This is a genomic window from Streptomyces sp. NBC_01390, assembly GCF_045040105.1.
Classification (GTDB): domain Bacteria; phylum Actinomycetota; class Actinomycetes; order Streptomycetales; family Streptomycetaceae; genus Streptomyces.
In genome coordinates this window covers 3,551,947-3,577,452 of sequence record NZ_CP109551.1, presented here as the reverse complement: position 1 = coordinate 3,577,452, position 25,506 = coordinate 3,551,947, and the positions used below count along the sequence as shown (strand labels likewise).

General features: G+C 69.9%; 23 protein-coding genes and 1 pseudogene. 11 read left to right on the top strand and 13 right to left on the bottom strand.

The genetic code is table 11. The features are described from left to right. Window positions 1-125: 125 nt before the first annotated feature. Window positions 126-1,769 (bottom strand): FAD-dependent monooxygenase, encoded by a 1,644-nt coding sequence (locus tag OG241_RS15980; RefSeq protein WP_405816058.1) that lies wholly within the window; start codon window positions 1,767-1,769, stop codon window positions 126-128. A gap of 166 nt (window positions 1,770-1,935) precedes the next feature. Here OG241_RS15980 and OG241_RS15975 point away from each other — a divergent pair, with 166 nt between their 5' ends. Beyond that, window positions 1,936-2,994 carry a methyltransferase gene (locus OG241_RS15975; protein ID WP_405816057.1) on the top strand — a complete coding sequence of 353 codons (1,059 nt, stop codon included), beginning with the start codon at window positions 1,936-1,938 and terminating at the stop codon, window positions 2,992-2,994. A 186-nt stretch (window positions 2,995-3,180) separates the two neighbouring features. Here the strand turns inward: OG241_RS15975 and OG241_RS15970 are convergent, their stop codons facing one another. From OG241_RS15970 to OG241_RS15945, 6 genes and pseudogenes are all read right to left on the bottom strand, one after another. Next, window positions 3,181-3,681: an FkbM family methyltransferase gene (locus OG241_RS15970; protein ID WP_405816056.1), complete on the bottom strand. Its 501-nt coding sequence runs from the start codon at window positions 3,679-3,681 to the stop codon at window positions 3,181-3,183. Between the two features lie 13 nt (window positions 3,682-3,694). Next, window positions 3,695-3,985, bottom strand: a pseudogene (locus OG241_RS15965) (FkbM family methyltransferase); the annotation flags it as partial. An 89-nt stretch (window positions 3,986-4,074) separates the two neighbouring features. Then, window positions 4,075-4,650 (bottom strand): NAD-dependent epimerase/dehydratase family protein, encoded by a 576-nt coding sequence (locus OG241_RS15960; protein WP_405816055.1) that lies wholly within the window; start codon window positions 4,648-4,650, stop codon window positions 4,075-4,077. 339 nt (window positions 4,651-4,989) lie between these two features. After that, window positions 4,990-6,093, bottom strand: coding sequence for a Gfo/Idh/MocA family protein (locus OG241_RS15955; RefSeq protein WP_405816053.1), 1,104 nt, complete (start codon window positions 6,091-6,093; stop codon window positions 4,990-4,992). 44 nt (window positions 6,094-6,137) lie between these two features. After that, window positions 6,138-7,418 carry a DUF6365 family protein gene (locus tag OG241_RS15950; RefSeq protein ID WP_405816052.1) on the bottom strand — a complete coding sequence of 427 codons (1,281 nt, stop codon included), beginning with the start codon at window positions 7,416-7,418 and terminating at the stop codon, window positions 6,138-6,140. 115 nt (window positions 7,419-7,533) lie between these two features. Continuing rightward, entirely contained in the window at window positions 7,534-9,093 is a 1,560-nt protein-coding gene (locus OG241_RS15945) for an MFS transporter (RefSeq protein WP_405816051.1), read from the bottom strand. A 55-nt stretch (window positions 9,094-9,148) separates the two neighbouring features. On the opposite strand from OG241_RS15945, the gene OG241_RS15940 reads away from it, so the two are divergent. Then, window positions 9,149-9,586 (top strand): ATP-binding protein, encoded by a 438-nt coding sequence (locus OG241_RS15940; RefSeq protein WP_405816050.1) that lies wholly within the window; start codon window positions 9,149-9,151, stop codon window positions 9,584-9,586. Between the two features lie 55 nt (window positions 9,587-9,641). Here the strand turns inward: OG241_RS15940 and OG241_RS15935 are convergent, their stop codons facing one another. Beyond that, window positions 9,642-11,108: a BTAD domain-containing putative transcriptional regulator gene (locus tag OG241_RS15935; RefSeq protein ID WP_405816049.1), complete on the bottom strand. Its 1,467-nt coding sequence runs from the start codon at window positions 11,106-11,108 to the stop codon at window positions 9,642-9,644. Window positions 11,109-11,560: 452 nt separating this feature from the next. Between OG241_RS15935 and OG241_RS15930 the strand changes: the two genes are divergently transcribed. Together OG241_RS15930 and OG241_RS15925 are read left to right on the top strand one after the other, a co-directional pair. After that, window positions 11,561-12,655 (top strand): glycoside hydrolase family 19 protein, encoded by a 1,095-nt coding sequence (locus OG241_RS15930; protein WP_405826241.1) that lies wholly within the window; start codon window positions 11,561-11,563, stop codon window positions 12,653-12,655. A gap of 202 nt (window positions 12,656-12,857) precedes the next feature. After that, on the top strand, window positions 12,858-14,270 hold the full coding sequence (locus OG241_RS15925) for a ricin-type beta-trefoil lectin domain protein (RefSeq protein WP_405816047.1): 1,413 nt from the start codon (window positions 12,858-12,860) through the stop codon (window positions 14,268-14,270). 249 nt (window positions 14,271-14,519) lie between these two features. Here the strand turns inward: OG241_RS15925 and OG241_RS15920 are convergent, their stop codons facing one another. After that, on the bottom strand, window positions 14,520-15,458 hold the full coding sequence (locus OG241_RS15920; RefSeq protein ID WP_405816046.1) for a helix-turn-helix transcriptional regulator: 939 nt from the start codon (window positions 15,456-15,458) through the stop codon (window positions 14,520-14,522). Window positions 15,459-15,699: 241 nt separating this feature from the next. Here OG241_RS15920 and OG241_RS15915 point away from each other — a divergent pair, with 241 nt between their 5' ends. From OG241_RS15915 to OG241_RS15895, 5 genes are all read left to right on the top strand, one after another. Further along, window positions 15,700-16,743, top strand: coding sequence for a zinc-binding dehydrogenase (locus OG241_RS15915; protein WP_405816045.1), 1,044 nt, complete (start codon window positions 15,700-15,702; stop codon window positions 16,741-16,743). A gap of 74 nt (window positions 16,744-16,817) precedes the next feature. After that, window positions 16,818-17,459 (top strand): (2Fe-2S)-binding protein, encoded by a 642-nt coding sequence (locus OG241_RS15910; protein ID WP_405816044.1) that lies wholly within the window; start codon window positions 16,818-16,820, stop codon window positions 17,457-17,459. A gap of 3 nt (window positions 17,460-17,462) precedes the next feature. Then, window positions 17,463-18,443 (top strand): FAD binding domain-containing protein, encoded by a 981-nt coding sequence (locus OG241_RS15905; protein ID WP_405816043.1) that lies wholly within the window; start codon window positions 17,463-17,465, stop codon window positions 18,441-18,443. After that, complete coding sequence (locus tag OG241_RS15900) at window positions 18,440-20,635, top strand: xanthine dehydrogenase family protein molybdopterin-binding subunit (protein ID WP_405816042.1); 2,196 nt, start codon at window positions 18,440-18,442, stop codon at window positions 20,633-20,635. The genes OG241_RS15905 and OG241_RS15900 overlap by 4 nt, the downstream gene beginning before the upstream one ends. A 171-nt stretch (window positions 20,636-20,806) precedes the next feature. Beyond that, window positions 20,807-21,979, top strand: a complete 1,173-nt coding sequence (locus OG241_RS15895) for an XdhC family protein (protein ID WP_405816041.1) — start codon at window positions 20,807-20,809, stop codon at window positions 21,977-21,979. A gap of 43 nt (window positions 21,980-22,022) precedes the next feature. On the opposite strand, the gene OG241_RS15890 is transcribed toward OG241_RS15895, so the two are convergent. The 3 genes from OG241_RS15890 to OG241_RS15880 form a co-directional block, all read right to left on the bottom strand. Further along, window positions 22,023-22,592, bottom strand: coding sequence for a Fic/DOC family protein (locus OG241_RS15890; RefSeq protein WP_405816040.1), 570 nt, complete (start codon window positions 22,590-22,592; stop codon window positions 22,023-22,025). Further along, complete coding sequence (locus tag OG241_RS15885; protein ID WP_405816039.1) at window positions 22,589-22,939, bottom strand: type II toxin-antitoxin system Phd/YefM family antitoxin; 351 nt, start codon at window positions 22,937-22,939, stop codon at window positions 22,589-22,591. Before OG241_RS15885 ends, OG241_RS15890 begins: the two co-directional genes overlap by 4 nt. A 104-nt stretch (window positions 22,940-23,043) precedes the next feature. Beyond that, complete coding sequence (locus OG241_RS15880) at window positions 23,044-23,718, bottom strand: SDR family oxidoreductase (RefSeq protein ID WP_405816037.1); 675 nt, start codon at window positions 23,716-23,718, stop codon at window positions 23,044-23,046. Between the two features lie 111 nt (window positions 23,719-23,829). Between OG241_RS15880 and OG241_RS15875 the strand changes: the two genes are divergently transcribed. After that, window positions 23,830-24,402: a TetR/AcrR family transcriptional regulator gene (locus OG241_RS15875; protein WP_405816036.1), complete on the top strand. Its 573-nt coding sequence runs from the start codon at window positions 23,830-23,832 to the stop codon at window positions 24,400-24,402. Between the two features lie 25 nt (window positions 24,403-24,427). Here the strand turns inward: OG241_RS15875 and OG241_RS15870 are convergent, their stop codons facing one another. Continuing rightward, window positions 24,428-24,895, bottom strand: a complete 468-nt coding sequence (locus tag OG241_RS15870) for a winged helix-turn-helix transcriptional regulator (RefSeq protein WP_405816035.1) — start codon at window positions 24,893-24,895, stop codon at window positions 24,428-24,430. A gap of 97 nt (window positions 24,896-24,992) precedes the next feature. Here OG241_RS15870 and OG241_RS15865 point away from each other — a divergent pair, with 97 nt between their 5' ends. Continuing rightward, a complete protein-coding gene (locus OG241_RS15865) occupies window positions 24,993-25,487 on the top strand; it encodes a PaaI family thioesterase (RefSeq protein WP_405816034.1) in 495 nt (164 codons plus the stop codon). Window positions 25,488-25,506: the final 19 nt, after the last annotated feature.

Sequence of the window (25,506 nt, the reverse complement as noted above, 5' to 3'; positions counted from 1 at the left end):
CTCCACCCGGCCAAGCGTCGTCGTTTAAGCAGCGAGGCAGGCCCGGCAGGCCGGTGTGCGTGATGGCCGGGAACGACGACGGGCCCGGGCGCCGGTACGGCGCCCGGGCCCGATGGGGCGTCCGGTCAGTTCATCCGCCAGGGACGGTCGAGCACCCGGCCGAGGACGTCCGTGAGAACGTCGACCGGCTGCTTCCGGCGGCCGGGGGAGCGCCAGGCCACGAACATGTCCGGCCGCACCAGCAGGGCACCGCCGTCGGCCACCCCGGCCGAGGCCGCCCAGGTGCCCTCGGGGTCCGCCACCTCGCAGTCCGGCCCGACCCGGTAGGCGCGCAAGTGCAGCCCGGTCCGCGCGGCCACCTCCTCGGCCGCCGTCACCCATTCCTGCCCGTCCGGGCCGGTGAGGAGTGCGAAGCCGCCGTCGGGCAGGTCCAGGACGGAGATTCGCTTGCCCTTGTGCTCGACCCAGGCATGCGGAACACGAGCGCCCGGCGAACCGTCCAGGTTCTCGTCGGGGCGGGTCAGCGAACGCAGCGAGTCCGGCGGGTCGACCAGCGCGCCCTCGTAGTACTGGTAGGCGGCCGCCGTCACCAGCGGGTCCGCCATCTCGACTGCGGACCGCTCACCGTCCTTCTCCTCGTCCCAGTGCAGATCGAGGTGTTTGAAGCGCAGGAGTGCCTGGTCCCGGGTGAAGCGCATGATCGGCAGTCGCTCCGACTCGTAGCTGCGCAGCAGCCCCGGACCGGCCTGCTTCTTGACTGTGTACGCCAGCTTCCAGGCGAGGTTGCAGGCGTCGGCGACACCACTGCTCATGCCGAAGGCGCCGATCGGCGGGATGGTGTGCGCCGAGTCGCCGGCCAGGATCACCCGGCCCTCGACGACCCGCTCCGCCACCCGCGCCGACATCCGCCAGGGGATGGTGCTGATGATCTTGACCGGGATGTCGTAGCGGCCTATGGCGGCCTTGATCAGCTCGATGCAGCGCTCCTCCGGGTAGTCCTGGAGGGTCTCCTCGCCCTCCTTGTAGCTGATGTGGTAGATCCACCGGTCCCGGTTGTCGACCGTCAGCAGGATCCCCTCCGAGTCCGCGTTGGTGATCTGCGCGAACGCGAATTCGTTCCCCTTGACCAGGTCTGCCAGATCGGCCTTGAACAACACGTTGATCATCGGGTTGCCCAGACCGGTCGGCCCCTGCATCGGGATGCCCACGCTCCGGCGTACGGAGCTGGAGGAGCCGTCGGCCGCCACGACGTAGTCGGCCCGCACCTCGCTCCGGGAGCCGTCGGCGATGTCGACCAGGGTCGCGGTGACTCCTGACTCGTCCTGGAGCAGCGACTCCAGCCGGATGCCGAACCGGATGACCGCTCCCTTCTCCTGGGCGGCCTGCAACAGCACCCGGTCGATCTGGTCCTGGGCGCACGGGCCCAGCGGGGTGGGGCTGATCTTCGCGGTCAGCTCGGCCACCTCGCTCGGCGGTGTGGGAATGCGTGGGGCGGTGGCCAGGTCCGTGCCCGCGAGCGTCTCGAGGTCGACCTTGCCGTTGCTGGCCAGCAGGTCGGCGCTGGCCGCACGGATCCGCTCGTCCAGTCCCAGGCTCCGGAAGAACTCCTTGACGGGGGGTTGGACGCCGGTGGCGCGCGGATGCTCGGTGGTGCCGGCGTGGCGTTCCACCAGCAGGACGGGCACTCCGTAGTGGGCCAGGGCGGTGGCCGTGGAGAGGCCGACCGTCCCCGCGCCCACGACGAGAACCGGGTAGTGTTCCTGGGTCATCTTCAGCCTTTCGTGCTGGCGTTGGGGAACGAGGCCACTGTCGTGGTGTCGTCTCGACCCCTTCTTGAACCCTGCTCGAAGCGGGGTCCTCCAGACGGTTTCAAGCTCGTGTCGAGCCCTCCGCGCTTGAGTCGCCGCTGTCCCCTTCCAGCGAGAAAGAGCGACTATGACGACTGCGGATGCATCCCCTCCCGAGGCGCCGGCCACGGCGGCCGCCGTGTTCCAGATGATCACCGGGCACTATGTCTCGACAGCGATCAACTCCGCCGCCCGCATCGAACTCGCCGACGCCATCGGCGACGACACGGTCGATCACGCGGTGCTGGCGCAGCGGACCGGCACTCACCCCGAGTCGCTGCTCCGGCTGCTGTACCTGCTGGCCTCGGCCGGCCTGGTTCACGACGCGGGTGACGGCCGGTTCGCGCTCACCGACTCCGGCCGGCTGCTGCGCAAGGACGGCGCGGACTCGCTGCATGCGGTGGCCCTGCTGCACGCGGGGCCCGGGCACATCCAGCGCTGGTTCGCGCTGCACGACGTGCTGAAGTCGGCCCCCAAGATCGTGGACTCCGAACCGGGCGGTAACCCGTTCGCGGCGATGCCACCCCATGTCGCAGCTGTCTTCAACCGGGCCATGACGTTCTTCACCCGGCACACGGCGCAGGCTGTGCTCGAGGCGTACGACTTCACGAGGTTCGGGACGCTCGCCGACGTCGGCGGCGGCGAGGGCTCCCTGCTGGCGGCGATCCTGCGCGCCACACCGGGCCTGCGCGGAATCCTCTTCGACCTGCCGTCCGTCGTCGAGGACGCAGCGGAGCGCACGCTCGCCGAGGCGGGCGTGCTGGACCGCTGTGAGATCGTCGGCGGTGACTTCTTCGCGAAGGTGCCGCCCGGCGCGGATGCCTACCTGCTCAAGAACGTGATCCACGACTGGGACGACACTCGCAGCCGCGAACTGCTGGCGAACGTCCGAGAGGCGATGGCTCCCGGCAGCCGCGTGCTGTTGGTGGAGAGCGTCCGGCCTGAACGCTTCGGGACGTCGCTCACCGACCGCCTCGCCGCCTATGGGCATCTGGGCATGCTGCTCAACGGCGGGGCCGAGCGCAGCCGCCAGGAGTACGAGGCACTGTTCGCCTCCGCGCGCCTGACCCTCTCCCAGGTGGTACCCGTGCGGCCGGCCTGGACGGGTGTGACGTCCGCCCATGTGATCGAGGCTGTGCCGGCCTGACCTCCCGCGGGCCGCTCACGACGTGGCGCCGCCTTCCCGACACGCGTCGTGTCGGGAAGGCGGCGCCGTTTTTCTCGATGCTGCCGCGGTTCGTTCCTGCCCGCGACCCCGCTCCCGTTCTCGCGGTCCACGGCGCCGACGAGCGCTCCCCGCCCCCGGTGCGCGGGACGGGGAGCGTGGCTCGTCTCAGTCGCGGGTGGCCAGAACCATGTGCACGGCGGTCCCCGCCAGCACCTCTTCCTGCCCGACGCGGACCCGGAGCCCCTTGGCCGTCAGCAGCTGCTTGACCTGCTCCAGCCGGCCGTCATTGTCGTGGACCTCGACACAGACCCGCCGGATCCTCGGCCACAGCGACCTGGGGACGCCGTCGAGGACGTCGGTCTCGGCCCGTTCCACGTCGATCTTCAGCAGGGCGATCTCCTCGACACCGTGCCGCTCGGCCAGTTCACCGACCGTCACGACGTCGACGGGGGTGACGACGACCTTCTCGAAAGTGCTCACCAGGGACTCGTGGTGGAGCTGGATGAACTCCTCTCGCATCCCGGTGGTTCGCATGTAGGCCTTGTGGTTGCCGATGGTCTCCTCGATGTCCGCGTACAGGGTCGAGTTGACCGGCGACTCGGGGTAGTAGGTCAGTTCCCATGGTGCCCGGCGCCTTGCCCACGGCCGCCTGGACGGCCGTGCCACCGGGAACGTGCCGTGCGATGTTCTCCCGCACCGCCTCGTAGCACGGCGGAGCCGGTTCCACGGAGACGACCCGGACGCCGGGCGCCCGGTCGGCGAACAACAGGGCGGTGAAGCCGATGTTGGCCCCGATGTCGAAGACGACGTCGCCCTCGGCCAGTCCCTCGATCGCCTCCAGGTAGAAGGCGTCTTCGTTCACCACCTTCCACAGCACCACCGCCTGATCCACGTTCGGGGCGACGACCTCCCTGCCGTCGGGCAGCTTGAGTGTGCCCAACTCGACGTCGGCCGACTGCTGTTCCGCCATTGTGCGTCCTCTCGCTCATGATGGTTGCCGCGGCCGGATGGCGCCGGACGGCCCGGTGCCGTCCGGCCGGCGCGTGGGGTCCCCGGCGGTCACGACTGCAGGTAGGAGTCGATCGCCCGGCGGAAGTAGTTCTCGTCGAATCCGAGGTCGTGCAGGTCCGGCACCAGCCGCCGGAGCTTCGCGGTGGACGGGTGGCAGCCGGCCGGTGGGCCGACCACCTCCGTCCGGTCCGCCCGCAGACCGAGGCGCTGTTCTATGTGGTCGAGGATGTTCTCGACGGACGTGGCGTGGCCGGAGACGATGTTCACGGTCTCGTCCGCCACTCCCAGTCCCAACAGCCGGTCCGTGAGGGTGACGACGTCCTCGACCGCGATGAGGTCTCTGGTGGCGCCCTTGTGCACCAGCGCCGAGCCCGACCGCACCGCACGCACGAGAGCGGGGACGAACTGGTGCTCGCGCTGGCGGGGGCCGACCACATGCCCCAGGCGCAGGACGAGATGCTGCACCCCGGAGGAGCGGATGACCGCCTCCAGCGCCAGCTTGTGCCTGCCGTACGGCGAGGGGGGAACACGGGGCCGTCCTCGCGTCCATGGCCGTCCGGTCCGCCGTACATGCTCGCGGACGCGGTGGACAGGAACACCAGGGTGCGCCCGGCGGTACGGCATCGGCGGACCGTCTCGTAGCACAGTTCGGCGTCACGGTCGAAGTCGTGCGCGGCGTCGGCCACCGTGCTGGACACGCCGGCCGCCAGCAGCAGCGCGTGCGGGTGCCAGGGGCGCAGACGCTCCATGTGGCTCGCGAGGAACCCTCTGCCGGTGATCTCCACGCCCATGCCTCCTCCGCGGGGACGATGCCCTTGCGCCGAGCCGGTCGGCGCGGGCGGACGCGCTCAGCATCCGCCGCCCGGCTTGAACGCGGCTCGAGACGGGCTGAACAGAGCGGACGTGGGGAGGCAGGGCACGCGCCGGCGGCGCGAGACTTGCCGGGTCGTCCGGGATCGGAACTCAGGACCGGACACGGACCTCGGCGTGGGTGCGGGCGGACACGGCGGCGGCATCGAGGACCTGTTGGCCGATATGCCCGTCGGTCAGGGTGGGCACCTCCTGCACGGGGCGCCCGGCGAAGGCGTCCAGCATGTCCGCGGCCTGGCGGCGGGCGCCCTCGTTCATGACGGCCATGATCTCCTCGAAGCTGCCCGCAGCCGCCTCTTCCAGACCTGGTACGGACGGTCGCAGGGCCTTGGGTTCACCGCCCGTCTCGGCGACGATCACCTCGGCCGGGCGGTCCGAGGTGTAGGTCAGGGTTCCGCGGGTGCCGACAACGTCGAGTTCGTGGTGGAAACGGCGGTACGTGCTGCGTGGCATCGTCCGCGTCATGGTGACCGAGGCCGCCGGACCGTTCTCGGACTCGAACTCCATCGTGGCGTCGTCCCAGTTGCCCACGGGGCGCAGGGCGCCGTGGGCGTCCTGCCGGTCGGAGAACACGGTGTGCGCCGTCGCCTGTACAGAGGCGATCTCGCCGCCGATCCAGCGGACCAGGTCCACCGCATGCGGTCCCAGGTCGCTGAGCACTCCGTAGGAGTACTCGTCCGCGTCGTGCCGCCAGTCCCACGGCGCCCTGGGGTCGGCGGCCAGGGTGGCCCGCGTGGTGTAGCGGATGTGCAGCACCTCGCCGATCGCCCCGTCGACGGCCATCGTCTTCAGCAGGCGCACGGCGGGGTGCCAGCGCTGCGTGAAACCGGCCACCGTGCGCACGCGTTCACAGGCCCGCACCATCGCCGCGGTCTCCGTCGCGGAGCGCGCCAGCGGCTTCTCGCAGAACACGTGCAGTCCCCGGGCCGCGCCCGCGGTCACGGCGGGCAGGTGCGAGGAAGGCGGCGACGCCACGATGAGAGCGTCGAGTCCGACGTCCTCGATCATGTCCTCGACCGACACGTACGCGTGGGGGATCCCGGCGGCTTCGGCTGCCGCGCGGACCCGGCCCGCATCGCGGCCGCACAGGGCCCGGACCTCGGCCGAGGGGTGATCCAGCAGCGGCGGCAGCAGATACCTGGCCGCCCACCAACCGGGTCCGACCACGCCGATTCTGATGGGGCTTTCACTGGGCATGGGGTGTCCTTGTCAGTGTTCCGGTGGGTTCGGGGCGGTGACCGTCAGGGCATCGACAGACCGACCCGGCGGGCTGCCTCGGCGAAGACTTCCAGGGTCGGAGGCAGTGCGGCGAGCCGGTCGAGATAGGCGCTGCGGGCACCGGCCAGTCGCTGCTGCGCCGACGGGTCGTAGAGGAGTTCCGTCAGCCGGGCCACGGTGTTCTCCTCGTCCATCAGCTCGCCGTGGCCGAGGGTGTCCAGGTAGTCGTTGCCGTCGAACAGCCGCTGTACGAAGTCGTACAGACCCTTGGGCCACTGCCGGAACGGGGCGATGGGCGCCGTCTCCGTCAGCCAGGAGCGCGCGGTGTCCGTCAGGCCGCCCAGTTCGGCCGACACCTTCTCGATGTCGGCGGGACCGGCGACCCGGAAGCGGTTGGTGATCACCAACGAGGGGATGTCCATCAGCACGGCACGCACCATGGTGAGCGCGGTAAGGCTCAGGGACAGCACCAGGTCCGAGACGGCGAGCAGGTCCCGGTACTCGTCGGGCGGGCACAGCGGGAGGACGCGCACCTGCTCCGGCGGGAGCTTCCGGAAAGCCGGCGGGACGTGGCCGACGAACACGAAGCGGGTCGTGGCCGGCAGTCGGCCGAGATAGTGGACGAGCAGGTCCGGGACCCTGTCGGCCAGCCGGCGCATCATGTCCGTTGCGCCGGGGGTGTTCTCGTCGGGCTGCTGCCAGGCCGACACGGGGATCATGACAAGCCGATCCCCGCTCGCCAGGCCCAGGTCCGCGCGCAGGCGGAGGCGCTTGGCGACGTCCGGGAGCGGTTCGGGATCCATGATCCGGTAGGGCAGGCCCCGGCCGCTGGGGCCGGGCGTGAGATGGCCGACCGGGACGGGCCGCAGATGGGCCTCCATGCCGAGGATCCGTTTGCTGATCTCCCGCTCGTAGTCCCGGCCGCACACGTCGAACCGGAACGGAGTGTTCTCCCACTCCCAGATGTCGATCGGCAGCAGCGGCAGCCCGTAGCGGTCGATGAACCACGGGTCGGTGTCGTACTGCCGGATCAGCGTGCCCCAGTAGTTGAGGTAGTCGGCCAGCACCATTGCGTCGGGCCGGAACCGCCGAATGCAGTCGTCGATCTGCTTCTCGGCCGACCGGGTTCCGTGGGCCTTGAGGACGGTGTAGTCGTAGCCCCTGGAACTGACCAGGGGGACGGCCGCCTCGCTGACGACGAAGTGCTGTTCGATGCCGGGCTGGCGGATCTGGTCGGTGAACGACAGGCCGATCAGTGTGTCGCCGTAAGCCGCGGTCGACAGCGCGAAGTTGAGCAACCTCATGTGGCGCTCCTGGCGTGGGTCGGTGGGACGGTCGCCCCAGGGTCCGCCCATGCGCTCGAGCCTCGGCCGAGCCCCGGTGAACGGGACTCGGCCGCGTCCGGACGCCGCGTCCGGGTCAGGTGGAGCTGTTCTGCTCCTCGGCGCTCTTGGCGGGTGCCGGGGGCCCGCCGGGGACGCGCAGTTCGATCTTCCCCACCAGAAGGCTCGACACGAGGGCCCCGGCGCCGCAGGCCACGCCCACCACGGCCATCGTCAGGCCGACCGCGTTCGCCGTGTCCTCGGCGGTGGTGCCGGAGGAGGCGGCCAGCAGGCGGGAGCTGAGCAGCGTCTGGCCGACGGCCAGGCCGACGGACTGCCCCAGCTGTTTGAGCAGGACGATGCTGGACGACGCGGTGCCCATGTCCTGCGGCGGCACGGAGCTTTGCACCATGAGCCCGATGGGGGCCATGGAAGGGCCCAGGCCCAGGCCGATGACGGTCATGATGGCGATGATCAGCCACAGTGGCGTATCGACGCCGAGCAGGAAGAAGACGGCACAGCCGAGAGTCAGCAGCACCGCACCGGCCGGCAGCAGCAGGCGGGCCGTGCGCTCCACCCAGATGAGATTCGCGGCGGCCCGGTTGCTGAGCACCATGGCGAGCAGCAGCGGGCTCAGCATCAGACCGGCGGTGCTTGGGCTGAAGCCCCTGACGTCGTGGAAGTACAGCGGCAGGAAGACGGAGCACGGCAACGAGGCCGCGGAGAAGAAGAAGCCGGCCGACAGCAGCGACGGAAAGTCGCGTCCGCGGAACAGGCGCAGGGGCAGGATGGGGACGGCCGTCCGCTGTTCGACCTTGACGAAGACGCCGAGAGCGACGACTCCGGCCACCATGCACGCGGTCACGGCTCCCGGTGACGAGAGTGCCCCCGCGTCGGCGCCCCCGTTGCCCGCCTCGGTGAGACCCACCAGCAGCAGGGACACGCCGGACGCAAGCAGCAGCATTCCCCACACGTCGGGTCGGCCCTGCCGGCCGCCGTCCCGGTGGGCGGGAAGGAGCAGCGCGATGGCGAGTGCGATGGGAGCGCCGAGGACGAGGTTGATCCAGAACAGCGAGCGCCAGCCCAGCGTGTCGGTGAGCACGCCTCCCAGGTACGGCCCGCCGATCAGGGTGACGGCCAGCATCCCGCCCATGAAACTCTGCAGGCGGGCCATGGTCTTCCACTCCACGGTCTCCCGGATGAGCACCATGCCCAGGGGGAACAGGGCGCCCGCTCCGGCGCCCTGGAGCACCCGGTAGAGGATCAGCTGGGTGAAGGTGCCGGCCGTCGAACAGAGTCCGGAGCCGATCAGGAAGAGCCCGAGACCAGCCAGCAGCAGGGGCTTTCGGCCGTACAGGTCGGAGTACCGGCCGTAGAGCGGGCCGGTGACGGTGGACGAGAGGAGATAGCCCGTAACGACCCAGGTGTAGACCGACTCGTCGCCGTTGAGGTCGGCGCCCATGCGGGGCAGAGCAGTGACGACCAACGTGCTGTCCAAGGTCCCCAGAAACACCGCGGCGAGGGTGGCGTAGAGGAGCAGCCGTTGGCTACCCGGGCTCAGGATCTGAACCTTGGTTCGTAACGTGGGGCCACTGGCCCCCCCCCGTGGATGGCGGGCATGTGAGGACTCCCAGGTGTAGCGACGATCCGATGACATGTAACATTAGACATGTCGAGTTAGACATGTCAAAGCTGCGGTGGCCGGGTCCGACATGGGTGGCGCGCCTCCGACTGCCAATGGGCGAGCAACCGGGTTCAGCTCCACGCCGCTGGGCGCCCGGCTCGCCCGGCACCTCGCGCTGCACCGGCTGGACGACTGGGGCATCCCGTACGGTTCCGGGCCCTCGGACACCGCCGCGCTCCTCGTCGCGGAGTTGGCGGCCAACGCCGTGACCGATGGGCGCGTGCCGGGGCGGGACTTCGAGCTGCGGCTCAGCCTCGACCCGTACACGCGCACCCTGTGCGTCGATGTCTCGGACGCGCGGGGTGAGCGTCGGACTCCGGCGCCCGGTGAGGTCGCCGTGCCGCAGGGTGTCGCCGAGGGCGGGCGGGGGCTCTTCCTCGTCGAGTCGCTGGCCGACCGGTGGGCGGTGCTGGAGCGCGGGCAGGTCGGCAAGACCGTACGCGCCGAGCTGGACCTGCCGCGCTGACGGGCGCGTACGCCGTCTGCGGCGTGACCGGCAGCCGTCCGATGGATCCGATGGATCAGCTGACCGCGGTCCACTTCTGGTTCTGGGCGCCTGTGCAGGTCCAGAGCCGGAGTGGTGTGCGGTTGCTCCCGCGCGGGTCCGTGGCCTCCACGCATTTGTGGGCCTGAAGGTTGACCAGGTCGTGGGCGGGGTTGAGCCGGAACCTCTGGGAGCCGCTGCCGTTGCAGGCGGCCAACTGAACGGCCGCGCCGTTGTCTGTCGAACCGCCCGCGATGTCCAGGCACTTGCCCGAGATCCGGATGAGCCGGTCCTCCGACACGATCTGCCAGTACTGTCTGTCGCTGCTTGAGCAGTCCCGGAGCTGCAGCGGCGCGTCCCCAAGGGTGCCGCCGTCAATGCACCTGTCGGAGGCGTGACTTTGGATTGCCATGCCTGACGCGGGCTTGGAGGGGGAAGGGCCCGCTGTTGAATGCCTCGCTGTAGAAGAACCCGTTGTCGAACCGCCCTTGTCCGAGTCCGAGCCCGCTACGAGGAAGGGGGTGGACGAGAGCAGGGCCATCACCAGGCCGGAGCCGGCCAGCAGCATCCAGCGGAGCCGACGGGTACGGGTATCCGGACCTCCGGTCTCCTTTCCCGAGGCGTCCCGGCCAACCAATACCACGGGACCGGCGGGCAGTTGAGCCGGAACGGCCGGGACTGAGGCAGTCACCGGGGCGGGCACGACCGGGACCGAGGCGGGCGCGGACGGAACCGGTGGCGCGAGGAGCCCGGCGTCGGCCTGCAGAACCCGCCGGTACGTCGACTGAAGGGCAGGCCCGGGATCTACGCCCAGCTCGCTCGCGAGCAGCGTCTGCACCTCGCGGTAGGTGGCGAGGGCCGCCGCCTGCCGCCCCGAGCGGTACAGGGCGAGCATCAACATCTCCCGGAACCGCTCGTCCAGCGGATGCTCGGCGACCAGAGCGGTCAGCTCCGAGGCCGCCTGCTCGTGGCCCCCCAGTTCGAGTTCGACCGCCAGCCGTGCCGCCTCCGCCGACAGGCGCAGTTCGTCCAGCCGCTGCCGCTGGTTGTCCGCGTACTCGCCCCGGACGCCGGCCAACGCCGTTCCCTGCCACAGACCGAGCGCGTCACCCAGGCACTTCGCCGCGCCTTGGGCGTCTCCCGCACCTCGCAACCGCTCGGCCTGGGCCAACAGTTCCCGGAAGACGCTCAGATCCAGCTCGCCCGGCGAGGTGAGTTGATAGCCGTCCCCCGCGGCACGGATCACGGACGACGCGGTGTCCCCGGCGGGCTCCAACACCTTACGAAGCCGATGAACGTACGTACGCAGAATGCCACGCGCGGAGGCCGGTGCCTCGGTCCCCCACACCGCGTCGACGAGCCTGTCCACCGACACCTGCGAGCCTTCGGCGAGCAACAGCACGGCCAGCAACGCCCGTTGCTGCGGTGGGCCGAGCGCGATCTCGTCCCGGCCTCGCCATGCCCTGACCGGTCCCAGCAGCGAGAACCGTAATCGCTCTTTCAACCAGCGCCCTCCTTCAGGGATGCACGTCCGAAGCCGGCAGACGAGGCCGGGCTTCCGGGGCAACCGTGCGGATCACGCCCGAAGTCTAACCGTGACCCTGTCGCGGATCTTGGTGTTCGGATGCCGGTGATCATGGTGGTGCGCCTCCGTCAACTCGGCGCGTGGAACGTCCTGTACACGGCGCGCGAGACCCGGTGAGCGGAAGTCAACGGTCCGTGGAGTGACCGTCAACAAGCTGTAGACACCCTGGCGTTTGTCTTGGTCAGGCGGCGTTTCGCGCCGTCTCACCCAGGAGTGGCACGGACTCACGCCTGTGAGCACCGACGCCCCGGGGATGATCCCCCGTCTCTCACACATTCGCGGCCTTGAGCCGACCAAGGAGTGGTATTCGCATGCCCGCATCCCTCGTCCATCGGTTACCCGAAAGACGCGCTTCCTCCGGCACCTCCACGGTGCTGACCGCACTCACGCTGCTTGTCGCACTGATCGCCGCGCTGTTCCTGGTGGCGCCGACCGCCACGGCAGCGGACGGCCAGATCAAGGGGCTGGCCGGCAAGTGCGTCGACGTCGCGTCGGCGAGCAGTGCGAACGGGGCGGCCGTGCAGCTCTATGACTGCAACGGGACCAACGCTCAGATCTGGTCCAATCCAGGAGACGGCACCCTGCGTGCGCTGGGCAAGTGCCTCGACGTCGTCGAGCAGAGCACGGCGGACGGTGCGTCCGTCCAGCTGTGGGACTGCACGGGCGGCGCCAACCAGCAGTGGGTGGTCACCGCGGCTCGCGACATCGTCAACCCCGCCGCCGACAAGTGCCTGGACGTCCGCGAGAACAACTCCGCCAACGGCACCCGGCTGCAGATCTGGACCTGCAGCGGTACGTCGAACCAGAAGTGGACGGCGCCTGCGAGCGGGGGCGGTACGACCCCTTCCGGCTTCGTGGTCAGCGAGGCCCAGTTCAAGCAGATGTTCCCGAACCGGAACGCCTTCTACACGTACAACGGGCTGGTGCAGGCGCTGAGTTCCTACCCGGCGTTCGCGAAGACCGGCAGTGACACGGTCAGGAAGCAAGAGGCCGCCGCCTTCCTCGCCAACGTCAATCACGAGACCGGCGGCCTGGTCTACGTGGTGGAGCAGAACACCGCCAACTACCCGCACTACTGCGACCTCAGCCAGTCGTACGGCTGCCCGGCCGGTCAGGCCGCCTACTACGGGCGCGGTCCCATCCAGCTCAGCTGGAACTTCAACTACAAGGCGGCGGGCGACGCGCTCGGGATCGACCTGCTCCACAACCCCCGGCTGGTCGAGACCGACGCCGCCGTGGCCTGGCGCACCGGTCTGTGGTTCTGGAACACGTCGACCGGCGCCGGCACGATGACCCCGCACAACGCGATGGTGAACCAGGCGGGCTTCGGCCAGACCGTCCGTGCCATCAACGGCTCTCTCGAATGCGACGGGAAGAACCCCGGGCAGGTGCAGAGCAGGGTGAGCGCCTACCAGAACTTCACCGCGATCCTCGGGGTCGCCCCGGGCGGCAATCTCTACTGCTGAACCTCACCCCCTCGTCTTGCCAAGGAACAGGAAACCCACTCCCATGAATTCGACGCAGAAGCGCTTCGCGCTAGCGACAGCGTGTGGATTTCTGATGCTCTCAGGGGCGTCAATGAGTGCCGCCGAGGCTTCAACTCAAGTTGCGGCTCCGCAGAGTTTCGCGCACCCGGGAGTCAACATAACCTCGACGCAACTCGAGTTCGTGCGGACCAAGGTCCAGCAGAGCGCGGCCCCCTGGAAGGGGGCGTACGACGACATGATCAGCGATCCTCTGGCCTCGCTCTCGCGCGTCGCGACCCCTCGCCCGGTCGTCAACTGCGGTGTCAGCAGCAATCCGGACAACGGGTGCACGAACGAACGTCAGGACGCGATCGCCGCCTACACTGACGCGCTCGCGTGGGCCATCAACGGTGACGAGCGGTACGCCAAGAAGTCGATCCAGATCATGGATGCCTGGTCGTCCACGATCACGGGCCACACGGGCGCGAACACCGGCATTCAGACGGCGTGGTCGGCCGCGTCGTGGGTGAAGGCCGCCGAGCTCATGAAGTACCAGTATCACAACTGGCCGAATGCCGACCGCTTCGCGAGCATGCTGCGTTCCGTCTATCTTCCCGTCGTGGTGAACGGCGATGACAGAACCAGCAACTGGGACCTCGTCGAGGCCGAGGCCTCGATGGGGATCTCCGTCTTCACCAATGACGGGGTCACCTTCGACAAGGCCGTCGACCAGTACCTCGCACGCGTTCCCGCTTTCGTCTATCTCGAGTCGGACGGGCCCACACCCCGTCGGAGCCCGGACGGCGGGTTCAACTGGGAGACCGCGAACCGGTACATCACCGGAATGACACAGGAGACGTGCCGGGACTTCGTGCACACCGGCTACAGCATCGCCTCGATGTCCCATATCGCCGAAACGGCTCTCATGCAGAACGTGGATCTCTACCCTCAGGTCGGAGAGCGCCTGCGGCAGGCTCTGGGATGGCAGTCCACGCAGGAACTGCGCGCGGCTCCGGAACCGGCGAATCTGTGCGGCAAGGGACCCCTCGAGCGTGGCCTGGGCCCGGTCACGGAGACCGGGTTCAACGCCCTGCACACGAGACAGGGAATCGCCATGGCGAACACCCAGGCACTGACCGAACGCGGTCGCCCCTGGGGAACGAACTACCTGTTCGTGGCCTGGGAGACGCTGACCAACGCGAACAACCCGGTGATGCCCAACACCCAGCTGCCCACCGGGCCGATCACCGGCCTCGGCGGCAAGTGCGTGGACATCGCCTCGGCCGGCAGCGCCAACAGCACCGCCGTCCAGATGTACGACTGCAACGGCACTGATGCGCAGCAGTGGACCGTGGGCGGCGACGGTACCCTCCGAGCGCTCGGCAAGTGCATGGACGTCGCCGCCGCCGGCACGGCGGACGGTACCAAGGTGCAGTTGTACGACTGCAACGGCGCCGGCGCCCAGGTCTGGCAGCGCGGCACCGGGGACACCCTGGTGAACCCGGCCTCGGGCAAGTGCCTGGACGTCACCGAGATGTCCACTGCCAACAACGCCCGGCTGCAGATCTGGTCCTGCACAGGCACCACCAACCAGCAGTTCCACCTGCCGACCTGACCCCGGGTTTCACAGCGGCAAGACGTCGGGACTCGTCCCGCACGACTCGTCCGCCGCCACCGGTGGCTTTGCTGGGAAGGGCCTCTGACCTGTGTCGGAGGCCCTTTCCGGGCCTGCTCCAGCACACGATGTCCGCGGCCGGCGCCGTGCCCGGCCGCGTCCTGGCGATCTACACCTCCACGCCCCAGATGGGCCGTCCCAGGCGGATGTCCGTGCTGCTGCTCGACTGAGATTGAGTGACTGCCCTGATCAATCGTGGCCGGAGCTGCCGGGCGTGCCCTCCCGGTGAGGGGAGCCGGCGGGGTCCGTTGCCGGGGCCTGGGTCGCGGCCAGGCTGGTGAGGAGCTTGAGGCGCTCCTCGCTGGGGGTGCCCGGTTCGGCTGTGTAGATGTTCAGGTCGTGTACCGCCCGGTGCGACAGGGGCAGCGGCAGGGCTTGATACGTCAGTTCCAGGGGGCCGACCTCAGGGTGCCGTAGCCGCTTGACGCCGTAGTGCTGGATGCGGACGTCGTGGGCGGCCCACAGCGCGCGGAACTCGGGGCTGAGCGTGGACAGGTCGCCGATGAGGTCACGCAGCGTTCGGTCGTAGGGCTCGCGTCCGGCTTCCGCGCGCAGCAGCGCTGCGGTGGTGGCGGCGGCTTTGTCCCAGTCGACGAAGAAGTGCTGGGAGCCCTGGTCGAGGAAGATGTAACGGGCGAAGCTGGCGCGGCCGCGCTTGTCGGCAGTACTGCTTTCGAACATCGGCGCGAACAAGGAGCGGGCCAGCGCGTTGTTGGCGACGACCTCCTGGCGGCCGTTCTGCACAGATGCCGAGGACATCGTCATGGAGTCGAGCATCCACTGGATGCGGGGCGGGGCCGGGACGTCCTTTCGGCGGGTGGGGGCGCGGTGGGCCGGTCTGGCGGCCCGGGCGAGGTCGAACAGGTAGGTGCGTTCGTCCTCGTCGAGTCGCAGTGCTCTGGCGACCGCCTCGACGACGTCCTCGGACACCCCGCTGATGTGGCCCTTCTCCAGCCGGGTGTACCACTCGGTACTCACCCCGGCGAGTACGGCGACCTCCTCGCGCCGCAGTCCCGGGACGCGGCGCCGGCCACTGGTGGGCAGCCCGACTTCCTCCGGGGTGATCCTGGCGCGGCGGCTGGCGAGGAAGTCCCGGATCTCGGTGCGGTTGTCGGGTCGCTGGTCCATTTCGTCCACGGTAGCCACCGGCCGTCGTTTAGGGAGGTTGAAGTTATACCCCCCATAAACACGACCTTCCTCCGACGCGACGAGGCCGGTTGGGTAGGACGGACGAAGATCGCAGACGTCGGCGGCGCTCGGGACTGAGGACGACTGAGGAAGCAGGCTCCGAGCGACGGGGCCACTCCGGTACCCGGCTCCGACTCCACATCGGCGGACACGCGATCAAGTACGCCCATCGGAGATTGTTATGCGCGCAACCCTCATGTACGGCGCCGGCGACGTCCGTGTCGAGACCGTCCCGGACTCCGTCGTCAAGCACCCCACCGACGCGCTCGTGCGCGTCACCGCGTCCTGTGTCTGCGGCAGCGACCTGTGGCCGTACGCCTCGATGAAGCCGGAAGGCGGCCCGGCCCGGATGGGGCACGAGTTCATCGGCGTCGTCGAGGACACCGGCTCCGAGGTCACCACCGTCAAGCGGGGCGACCTGGTCGTCGCACCCTTCGCCATCTCGGACAACACCTGCGCGTTCTGCCGTGAGGGCCTGCACACCTCCTGCGCCCACGCCCAGGCCAACTTCTGGGACGAAGTGCCGGACGAGGGCGGCCAGGCCGAAGCGGTCCGCGTCCCGCTCGCCGACGGCACCCTCGTCAAGCTCCCCGTCGCCGCGGACTCCGCACTGATCCCGTCCCTGCTGACGCTCTCGGACGTCTTCGGCACCGGCTACCACGCGGCCGTGGCGGGCGGTGTCAACGAGCGCACCAGCGTCACCGTGATCGGCGACGGGGCCGTCGGCCTGCTCGGCGTGCTCTCGGCCAAGCGCCTGGGCGCCGAGCAGATCATCCTGATGGGCCGTCACCAGGCGCGCACCGACCTCGGCCGGGAGTTCGGCGCCACCGACGTGATCTCCGCACGGGGCGACGAAGGCATCGCCCAGGTACGGCAGTTGACCGGCGGGCACGGCACGCACGTGGTCCTGGAGTGCGTCGGCAACCTGCCCGCCTACGAGCAGTCCGTCGGCGTCGTCCGCCCGGGCGGCGTCATCAGCCGGGTCGGCGTACCGCAGTACGAGGAGGCCCCGATCGGCTTCGGGAGCCTCTTCCGCCACAACATCCGCCTGGCCGGCGGACCGGCTCCGGTCCGCGCCTACATCGAGGAACTGCTGCCCGACATCCTCAGCGGCGCCATCGAGTCCGGCAGGGTCTTCGACGTCACCACCGCCCTCGACGGCGTCCCGGCCGGCTACCAGGACATGGCCGACCGCAAGACCCTCAAGGTCCTGGTCAACAGCTGACGACGCCTCCCCTCCCCTCCTCCCGCCCTGCCGCCGTAGCGGCCGAATCCCCCCAGTGACGCGAAGGAGTACCCATGTCCACCGAAGCCGTCTCTCCCGCCCCACCCCCCACGGAACCGGACGAGTCCCCCTCGGCGCCCACCCGTAGAACCTTCATCGCCACCACGACCGCGGTCGGCGGTGTGGCCGTCGCCGGCGGTGTGATCGGGGGGTCCGTCCTTGTCGGCTCGGAGGAAGCGGCGGCCGCCGCGGCGCCTGCCAGCCGGGTGTCGCTGACGGTCAACGGCACCCGCCGGACGATGACGGTGGACAACCGCACCTCACTCCTCGACCTGCTGCGCGAGCACCTCGACCTGACCGGTGCCAAGAAGGGCTGCAACGCCGGGGCCTGCGGCGCGTGCACGGTGTTGGTCGACGGGCAGCGTCACAACGCCTGCCTGACCCTCGCGGTGCGCCTGGAGGGCGCCGAGGTCACCACGATCGAGGGCCTGGCCGACGGCGAGCAACTGCACCCGCTGCAGCAGGCGTTCATCGACGAGGACGCCTTCCAGTGCGGCTACTGCACCCCCGGACAGATCCTGTCCGGCGTCGGCTGCATCAAGGAGGGCCACACCGGCTCGCCGGAGGAGATCCGGGAGTGGATGAGCGGGAACATCTGCCGCTGCGGCTGTTACGTCAAGATCGTGCGCGCGGTCGAGCAGACCGCGGGGAAGTGAGCCATGCATCCCTTCACCTACACCCGCGCCTCCGACACGCGCGAGGCACTCAACGCCGGTCGCCGCGGCGGCCGTTACATCGCCGGGGGCACCACCCTCGTCGACCTGATGCGCGAGACCGTGGAACGCCCCGACAGCCTGGTCGACATCAGCGATCTGCCGCTGCGCGAGGTCAGAGCCACCGAGGGCGGTGGACTGCGGATCGGCGCGCTGGTGACGATGGCCGAGACCGCCGCACATCCCAAGGTGCGCGCGCTGTATCCCGTCGTCTCCGAGTCGCTGGAACTGAGCGCGTCGGCCCAGCTGCGGAACATGGCCACCATCGGTGGCAACATCATGCAGCGCACCCGCTGCACCTACTTCCGTGACGTGACCGCCGCCTGCAACAAGCGTGAGCCGGGCTCGGGTTGCGCCGCGCTCAAGGGCCACAACCGCACCCACGCGATCCTCGGCACCTCCGACGCCTGCGTGGCCACCCACCCCTCCGACGCCGCCGTGGCGTTCGCCGCCCTGGAGGCGACCGTGCACCTGCTGGGCCCGAACGGAGAACGCCGTATCGCTTTCGCCGACTTCCTGCTGCGGCCCGGCAGCACTCCCAACCGTGAACAGGCCCTACGGCAGGGCGAGTTGATCACGGCGGTCGAGATCCCGGCGCTCCCGCGTCCGCTGAGGTCCGGCTACCTGAAGGTACGCGACCGCCAGTCCTACGAGTTCGCCCTCACGTCGGCGGCCGTCGCCCTGCACATACGCGGCGGGGTCGTCCGCGAGGCCAGGGTCGCCGCCGGGGGAGTGGGCACGGTGCCCTGGAAACTGCCCGCCGTGGAGCGGCACTTGGTCGGCGAACGCCCCTCGGCAGCCCTCTGGACAGCCGCGGCGGAGAAGGCGGCCGCCGGGGCGCGGACCCTTCAACACAACGGGTTCAAGCCCGAGTTGCTCAAGCGGACCGTCGAGCGCCAACTGCGTGTCGTGGGAGGTACGAAGTGAGTCCCCAGCCCCAGGCCGCCGTCGGCGCCCCGCTGTCCCGGGTGGACGGACGGCTGAAGGTCACGGGTCAGGCGACGTACGCCGCCGAGCACGACGTCGACGGCGTCCTGCATGCCGTCATCGTCGACAGCAGTGTCGGCGCCGGCCGCATCACGTCCATCGACACGGCCGCAGCCCTGGCCCACCCCGGCGTCCTGCGGGTGATCCATCACCGCAACGCGCCGAAGCTGCCGTACCTCGACAACCCCGGGTCCAACAACCCGGAGGGCAGGCGGCTGCGGGTCTTCCAGGACGACAAGGTCCTCTTCCACGGCCAGCCCGTCGCCGTCGTCGTCGCCACCACTCTGGAGGCCGCACAGCACGGGGCGAGTCTGGTGAAGATCGGCTACGACGCGAAGAACCCGTCGACCGACATGGCGGAGGCGAAGCCGGACGAGCCCACCACGTACGCGCGCGGTGACGCCGCCGCCGGGCTGCGCGACGCGGCGGTGCGCATGGACCTCGACTACCGCATGGCCCGCAACCACCACAACCCGATGGAACCGCACGCCACCATCGCCCGCTGGAACGGCGACAAGCTCACCGTGTGGGACAAGACCCAGTGGGTGGTGGGCACCCAGACCGAACTCTCCACGGTGTTCGACCTGCCCATGAAATCCGTGCGGGTCATCTCGCCGTTCGTCGGCGGCGGCTTCGGCAGCGGGCTGCGCTGCTGGCCGCACACGGTGGTCGCAGCCCTCGCCGCCCGCGAGCTGAAGCGTCCCGTCAAGCTCGTTCTGAGCCGCCGTCAGCTGTACTTCGGCACCGGCTTCCGGCCCTCGTACGACTACCGGGTGCGCCTCGGCAGCGACCGGCGGGGCCGACTGGCCGCCATGGTGCACGAGATGGACGCGGAGACCTCGTCGTACGAGAAGTTCGACGAGGCCATCATGCGCGCCGGCCAGATGTTCTACAGCACCCCCAACGTCAGCCAGGAGTACCGCAAGGTCCCCCTGGACGTGAACACCCCGCTGTGGATGCGCGGTCCGGGCTTCGCCAACGCGTCCTTCGCCATCGAGTCGGCCATGGACGAACTCGCGAACCGGCTCGGCGTCGACCCGATCGAGCTGCGCCTGCGCAACGAGCCGGCCGAGGACGAGTCGAACGGACTGCCCTGGTCCACCCGCAAGCTGCGCGAGTGCTACACCGTGGGCGCCCGGGAGTTCGGCTGGGACCGGCGCAACCCCAAGCCACGCTCGACGCGTGACGGCGACTGGCTGATCGGGCTCGGCATGGCCGCGGCCGTGTACGACCCCGGGCGTTTCCCCGCGCAGGCCCGGGTCCGTCTGGACGCCGACGGCACCGCGGTGGCCGAGGCCGCCACCAGCGACATGGGCCCGGGCACCTACACCTCCCAGACCCAGGTCGCCGCGGACGCCCTCGGCCTGACCATGCGAGCGGTGACCTTCCGGCTCGGCGACTCCCTCTACCCGCCGACCCCGCCGCACGGCGGCTCGCAGACCATGACGGTCGTCGGCTCCGCCGTTCTCGACGGCTGCAACAAGGTCCGCGGCCAGGCGATCAAGCTGGCCGTCGAGGACGAGCAGTCGCCGCTGTACGGCGTGCCGGCCGAGGACATCGTCGTACGCGCCGGCCGGCTGCACGTGCACGACAACCCCACCCGCGGCGAGACCTACCAGCGACTGCTGACCCGCAACAAGCTCACCCACCTCGAAGCCGACGGCGCCTACGCCGGGCCGCCGGAGCCCGCGCGCCACTCGTACTTCTCCTACGGCGCGGTCTTCACCGAGGTCGGCGTCGACGCCACCCTCGGCCTGGTACGGGTGCGGCGGATGCTCGGGGTGTACGACGTGGGCCGCATCGTCAGCCCCAAGCTGGCGGACAGCCAGGCGCTGGGTGGCATGGTGGGCGGCATCGGCCAGGCCCTCCTGGAGCACACGGTCACCGACCACCGCGACGGCCGGATCGTCAACGCCGACCTCGCCAACTACCTCGTCCCCGTGAACGCCGACATCCGCGACCTCAAGGCGATCTACCTGGAGGGCGAGGACCCCGACGCCGACCCGCTCGGCGTCAAGGGGATCGGAGAGATCGTCCAGGTCGGGGTGGCGGCGGCCATCGCCAACGCGGTCTACAACGCCACCGGCCGCCGTGTCCGCGAACTGCCCATCACCGCCGAGGCGTTGATCTGATCCGGGTGCCCCGGGCCACGGAGGAGAAGCCCAGTGCCCGGGGCACCCCATGCCTGTCCGGCAGTCGGCCTCCCCCGTCCGGCTGCCGGACCTCCCAGGGTCGTCGCCGCGCTCCCGCCCCCGTGGAGCGCGGCGACGGCCCTTCCCCACCCCCCCCACCGAGGCAGGCCCATGTTGAACATCGCGGACACACTGCACCTCTGGTGCCGCGAGGCACGCCCCTTCGCCCTGGCCACCGTCGTCGGCGTCCACGGCAGCGCACCCCTGCCGGTCGGCACGTCGGTCGCGGTGGACATGGACGGCAACGCGGTCGGCAGCATCTCCGGCGGCTGCGTCGAGGGCGCCGTCTACGAGTTGTGCCGACAGGTGCTCATGGACGGGGGCGAGGCTCAGCGCGCCTGGTTCGGCTACTCCGACGACGACGCCTTCGCCGTCGGACTGACCTGCGGCGGCGAACTCGACGTCCTGGTCCGGCGGATCGACCCCGCAGCCCAGCCCCACCTGGCCGCTGCCCTGGCGGGGGTCGTGTCGGGCCGGCCCACTGCCGTGGCACAGGTCGTCGACGGTCCGGAGAAACTCCTCGGTCGTACGTTGTCCGTCCTCGGTGACGTCGACGCGGCCCAAGGAGCCCTGGACGGCGGCGAGTTGGACCGGTTGGTTACTGCGCAGGCCCGTGCCCTCCTACGGGCGGGACGTACGGCCCGAGTCGAGGTCGGCGGCGACGCGGACACCTGCCCCGACCGGCTGTCCGTCCTCGTCCATGCCCACGCGTCCCGGCCACGCATGCTGATCTTCGGCGCGGTCGACTTCGCCGCCGCGCTCAGCCAGGCCGGCCGCTTCCTCGGCTACCGGGTCACCGTGTGCGACGCGCGTCCCGTCTTCGCCACCGAGGCCCGCTTCCCTTACGCGGACGAGGTGGTGGTCGACTGGCCGCACCGCTACCTGGAACGGACCGAGGTGGACGGCCGTACCGCCGTCTGTGTCCTCACGCACGAGGCCAAGTTCGACATCCCGCTGCTGCGGCTGGCGCTCGACCTGCCCGTCGGTTACGTCGGCGCGATGGGATCCCGGCGCACCCACGACGAACGGCTGCACCGCCTGCGCGCGGCCGGTGCGTCCGAGCAGCAACTGGCCGGACTGCGCTCGCCGATCGGGCTCGACCTCGGTGCCCGCACACCCGAGGAGACAGCCGTCTCCATCGCCGCGGAGATCATCTCCCACGCCAACCACGCCACCGGCCTGCCCCTGTCCCACGGCACGGGCCCGATTCACGAACCGCTCGCCCGGAGACAGGGTGACGACCGCGTCCACGAGATGGCTGTACACGCCGCCGTTGGCCGCTGAGGGGGCCCACGTACGCCGAGCCTCGGGCGGCGGTGAGTGTGAGTCAGTTCGGGGTGACCAGTTCGTCGAGCAGCTGCTCCAACAGGCTGTTGTCGCCGAGGTAGCTCTTCACCGAGGCGTCCTCGTTGCGCTGGGGGTCTGTGCCCGACCAGTTCAGGGCGTATCCCGCGTCGGCGCTGAGCTGGGTCAGGAACGCCCGCTGGGCGCGGCCGTTGCCCTCGCGGAAGGGGTGGAGGACGTTCATGTCGCCGTACAGCTCGGCCAGTTGGACGACGAACTCCTGCCGGGGGAGATAGCGCAGTCGGCCGGAGGAGGCGAGACGGCTGAAGATGTCGTCGGCGTAGGGCACCAGGGTCCGCGCCGGGCAGAACGGGGTGCGCTTGGCGATGTTCACGGTACGTAACTCGCCTGCCCAGGAGTAGATGTCGCCGAATATCGCGGCGTGGAACGCCTGGAGATGGCCGAGGTCGTACGCGCCGGGCAGTGGTCGTTCGGCGAGCATGACCAGGCGGGCCCGGGTGATGTCCGCCTCCGCCGCCGCGAGCAGCTGATGGTCGGTGATGCCGAGATTGTTGCGCAGCACGCCGTTGGGCATGGCGTACGGATCGTTCACCCCGCCCGCCGCTCCGCGGTCTGTCGGTGGCGGGCGATCGCGCGGGCGACCAGGGTGTCCGCATCGAGGTCGCCCTTCACGTACGCCTCGGTGTCACGGTCGGAGGCCGCGGAGGCGTGGAGCCCCTCGGCTTCGACGGAGCCGGTGGCCGAGGCGACGGCCGCACGCCGTTCCGCTCGGCCGCTCAACGCCTCGAAGGCCTCGACGGACAGGAGGACTCCCTGAGGTTTGCGATGGGCGCCGATCAGGACCGGGTCGGCAGCCGCGCCGGACTCCGACAGGTCGGTCAGGATCCTCGACAGTTGCGCACGCGCGTCGCTGACGGTCACGACCTCAGGGATCTCCATGCTGTCTCCGCATCCGTCCCGTATAGAGTCTTGATTCTGTACAGATTCTAGTACGGATTTCGGATTCTGGGCGTAGTTCGCCGCGCTCGTGCGGAGCGGAGTACTTACTTCCCCGACAGACCCTGCTTGATGTAACGGGTGGTGTCGTCGGCGAGGATCTCGTCCTGTCCCTTCTCCAGGCCCGCGAGTGCCTGCGCGGCGACATCGGCGGGGTCGGCCTTCTGGTCGGCGGGGATGACGGCGGCCATGTCGGTGTCCATGTAGCCGACGTGCAGCGCCGACACGGAGATGCCGCGAGGCGCGAGCTCCTCCCGGGTCGCGTTGGTCAGCGCCCATGCGGCGGCCTTGGCGGCGGCGTAGGACCCGAGGTCGGCGGGGTGCAGCCAGGAGAGCACCGACAGGACGTTGAGTACGGCGCCGCCGCCGTTGCCCTCGATGACCGGGGCGAACTCCCGGGTCACGGCGAGCGGCCCGAAGAAGTTCGTCTCCATCTCCAGTCGCACCGCGTCCTTGCCGCCGGCGATCAGCGGGGTGGCGGTGGAGATGCCGGCGTTGTTCACCAGCAGCGTCGCGTCGGCCGCGACGAGCGCAGCCGAGCGGATCGAGTCCTCGTCCGTTATGTCCAGGCGGAGCGGGATCACACCCTCCAGGTCGACGGTCTCGGGTCGCCGCGCCGCGCCGTACACCTTCGCGCCGCGCTCCACGAGCTGGGCGGCCAGGTGGCGCCCCAGCCCCCGGTTGGCACCGGTGACGACCACGACAGCGTTCTTCAGGTCCATGTCTGCTCCTGGTGATGTGGAGCCCAGGGGAGGGCTCCTATTTAAATTACGATCCAAATCTAAAATGAGCATAGATTAGATGTCGACCAACATTCAACTGAGGAGGTACCGATGGGTCGTGTGTCACAGGCGCAGGCTCGGGAGAACCGTGAGCGGGTCGTGCGGACCGCCTCCCGGCTGTTCCGTGAACAGGGGACGCACATCAGCGTCGCCGACCTGATGAAGGCGGCCGGTCTGACCCACGGGGGCTTCTACAAGCAGTTCGCCTCCAAGGAGGCACTGATCGACGAGGCCACGGCGCACGCCTTCGGTGAACTCGCCGACCGCCACACGGCCGCACTCGACGGGCAGCGTGTCGACCGGCGACGTGAGGGCGCCCAGCAGGCGCTGATCGAGGAGTACCTCTCCGTCAAGCACCGCGACAACCCGGCGGACGGCTGCCCCGTGGCCGCGCTCGCCCACGACATGGCCCGCGAGCAGGGCAGCCGCGAGGCGAACCGCGTCTACACCGAGGGCGTGGGCGACTTCGCCGAGTTCCTCGCGACCGAGGACCAGGACGGCGTCACCCGGCTGTGCACCATGCTCGGCGCACTCGTCCTGGCCCGGGCCACCAAGGACTCCCCGCTCTCCGAGGAGATCCTGGCGGCGGCGCGAGCAACTCTGACGGCCCCCCTTGGTCCGTAGTCCCGGCGGCCTCTGAGGCGGAGGGTCACGGCTGCGGGCGGGCCGCCGGGCCGGGCCGGACGGTGACCTCGGCGGGGGTCAGCGCGGCGTGCTCTCCGGCGCACTCGACCACCACCCGCACCGGGGCCCCGCACTCGCTGTGCCGAATGTCCATGACCGGCCCTTCCGGGTCGCCCTCGTACGCCTCGCCCCACTGCCGAAGGGCCACGAGGACGGGCCACAGGTCCCAGCCCTTGCGGGTCATCCGGTATTCGTGGCGAACACGGCTGCCCGGCTCCTGATACGGGACGGACTTCAGGATTCCGGCCGCCGTCAGCTTGCGCAGCCGGTCGCTGAGCACAGCCTCCGACAGGCCGATATGACGCCGGAACTCCTCGAAGCGGCGCACTCCGACGCTGGCGTCCCGCAGGATCAGCAGCGTCCACTTCTCACCGACCACGTCGAGCGTGCGCTGGACCGTGCAGTTCTCCGTGCTCACCTCAAGCCACGTCATGACGCCATCGTAGGCCGCCTGACTTCACGATTGACAGTCAGCAGGACGCGCGACTAGCTTCGCTTGACGAAGCCAGCCGAGCGAGAGGCACGGGACTGTGGGACGGACGCGTACGTTCGAGTGGGAGGACCCCTCGATCTCGGGAGCCGCCGCCGGCCGCACCTCGGGGCTCCAGATGCTGCGCGACCTGCTTGAGCGCCGCCTGCCCGCGCCGCCCATCACGGCTGCTCTGGACTTCACCCTTGAGGAGGTGGAGGAAGGGCGCGTGGTCTTCTCGCTGGTGCCTGGCGAGGAGCACTACAACCCCATCGGCAGTGTGCACGGCGGTGTCTTCGCCACCCTGCTCGACTCGGCGGCGGGCGGGGCCGTCCACTCGACGCTGCCCCAGGGCATGGCCTACACCTCGCTCGACCTGACCGTGAAGTTCCTCCGGCGGATCACCGTGGACACCGGCAAGGTCCGCGCCATCGGCACGGTCGTCAGTAGAAGCCGCCAGACGGCTCTCGCCGAGGCCCGCCTGGTCGACGGCACGGACCGCCTGCTCGCTCACGCGATCAGCAGCTGCATGATCTTTCCGGTGCCTGCGGCCTGAACGGTGACGAAGGGGTGGC

Coding starts and splice junctions, on each gene's coding strand:
- OG241_RS15910 (WP_405816044.1), top strand. CDS start 16,818: ATGTCCACCGAAGCCGTCTCTCCCGCCCCACCCCCCACGGAACCGGAC.
- OG241_RS15945 (WP_405816051.1), bottom strand. CDS start 9,093: ATGTCATCGGATCGTCGCTACACCTGGGAGTCCTCACATGCCCGCCAT.
- OG241_RS15915 (WP_405816045.1), top strand. CDS start 15,700: ATGCGCGCAACCCTCATGTACGGCGCCGGCGACGTCCGTGTCGAGACC.
- OG241_RS15875 (WP_405816036.1), top strand. CDS start 23,830: ATGGGTCGTGTGTCACAGGCGCAGGCTCGGGAGAACCGTGAGCGGGTC.
- OG241_RS15960 (WP_405816055.1), bottom strand. CDS start 4,650: ATGCCGTACCGCCGGGCGCACCCTGGTGTTCCTGTCCACCGCGTCCGC.
- OG241_RS15880 (WP_405816037.1), bottom strand. CDS start 23,718: ATGGACCTGAAGAACGCTGTCGTGGTCGTCACCGGTGCCAACCGGGGG.
- OG241_RS15920 (WP_405816046.1), bottom strand. CDS start 15,458: ATGGACCAGCGACCCGACAACCGCACCGAGATCCGGGACTTCCTCGCC.
- OG241_RS15905 (WP_405816043.1), top strand. CDS start 17,463: ATGCATCCCTTCACCTACACCCGCGCCTCCGACACGCGCGAGGCACTC.
- OG241_RS15870 (WP_405816035.1), bottom strand. CDS start 24,895: ATGACGTGGCTTGAGGTGAGCACGGAGAACTGCACGGTCCAGCGCACG.
- OG241_RS15980 (WP_405816058.1), bottom strand. CDS start 1,769: ATGACCCAGGAACACTACCCGGTTCTCGTCGTGGGCGCGGGGACGGTC.
- OG241_RS15955 (WP_405816053.1), bottom strand. CDS start 6,093: ATGCCCAGTGAAAGCCCCATCAGAATCGGCGTGGTCGGACCCGGTTGG.
- OG241_RS15950 (WP_405816052.1), bottom strand. CDS start 7,418: ATGAGGTTGCTCAACTTCGCGCTGTCGACCGCGGCTTACGGCGACACA.
- OG241_RS15975 (WP_405816057.1), top strand. CDS start 1,936: ATGACGACTGCGGATGCATCCCCTCCCGAGGCGCCGGCCACGGCGGCC.
- OG241_RS15895 (WP_405816041.1), top strand. CDS start 20,807: ATGTTGAACATCGCGGACACACTGCACCTCTGGTGCCGCGAGGCACGC.
- OG241_RS15885 (WP_405816039.1), bottom strand. CDS start 22,939: ATGGAGATCCCTGAGGTCGTGACCGTCAGCGACGCGCGTGCGCAACTG.
- OG241_RS15940 (WP_405816050.1), top strand. CDS start 9,149: ATGGGTGGCGCGCCTCCGACTGCCAATGGGCGAGCAACCGGGTTCAGC.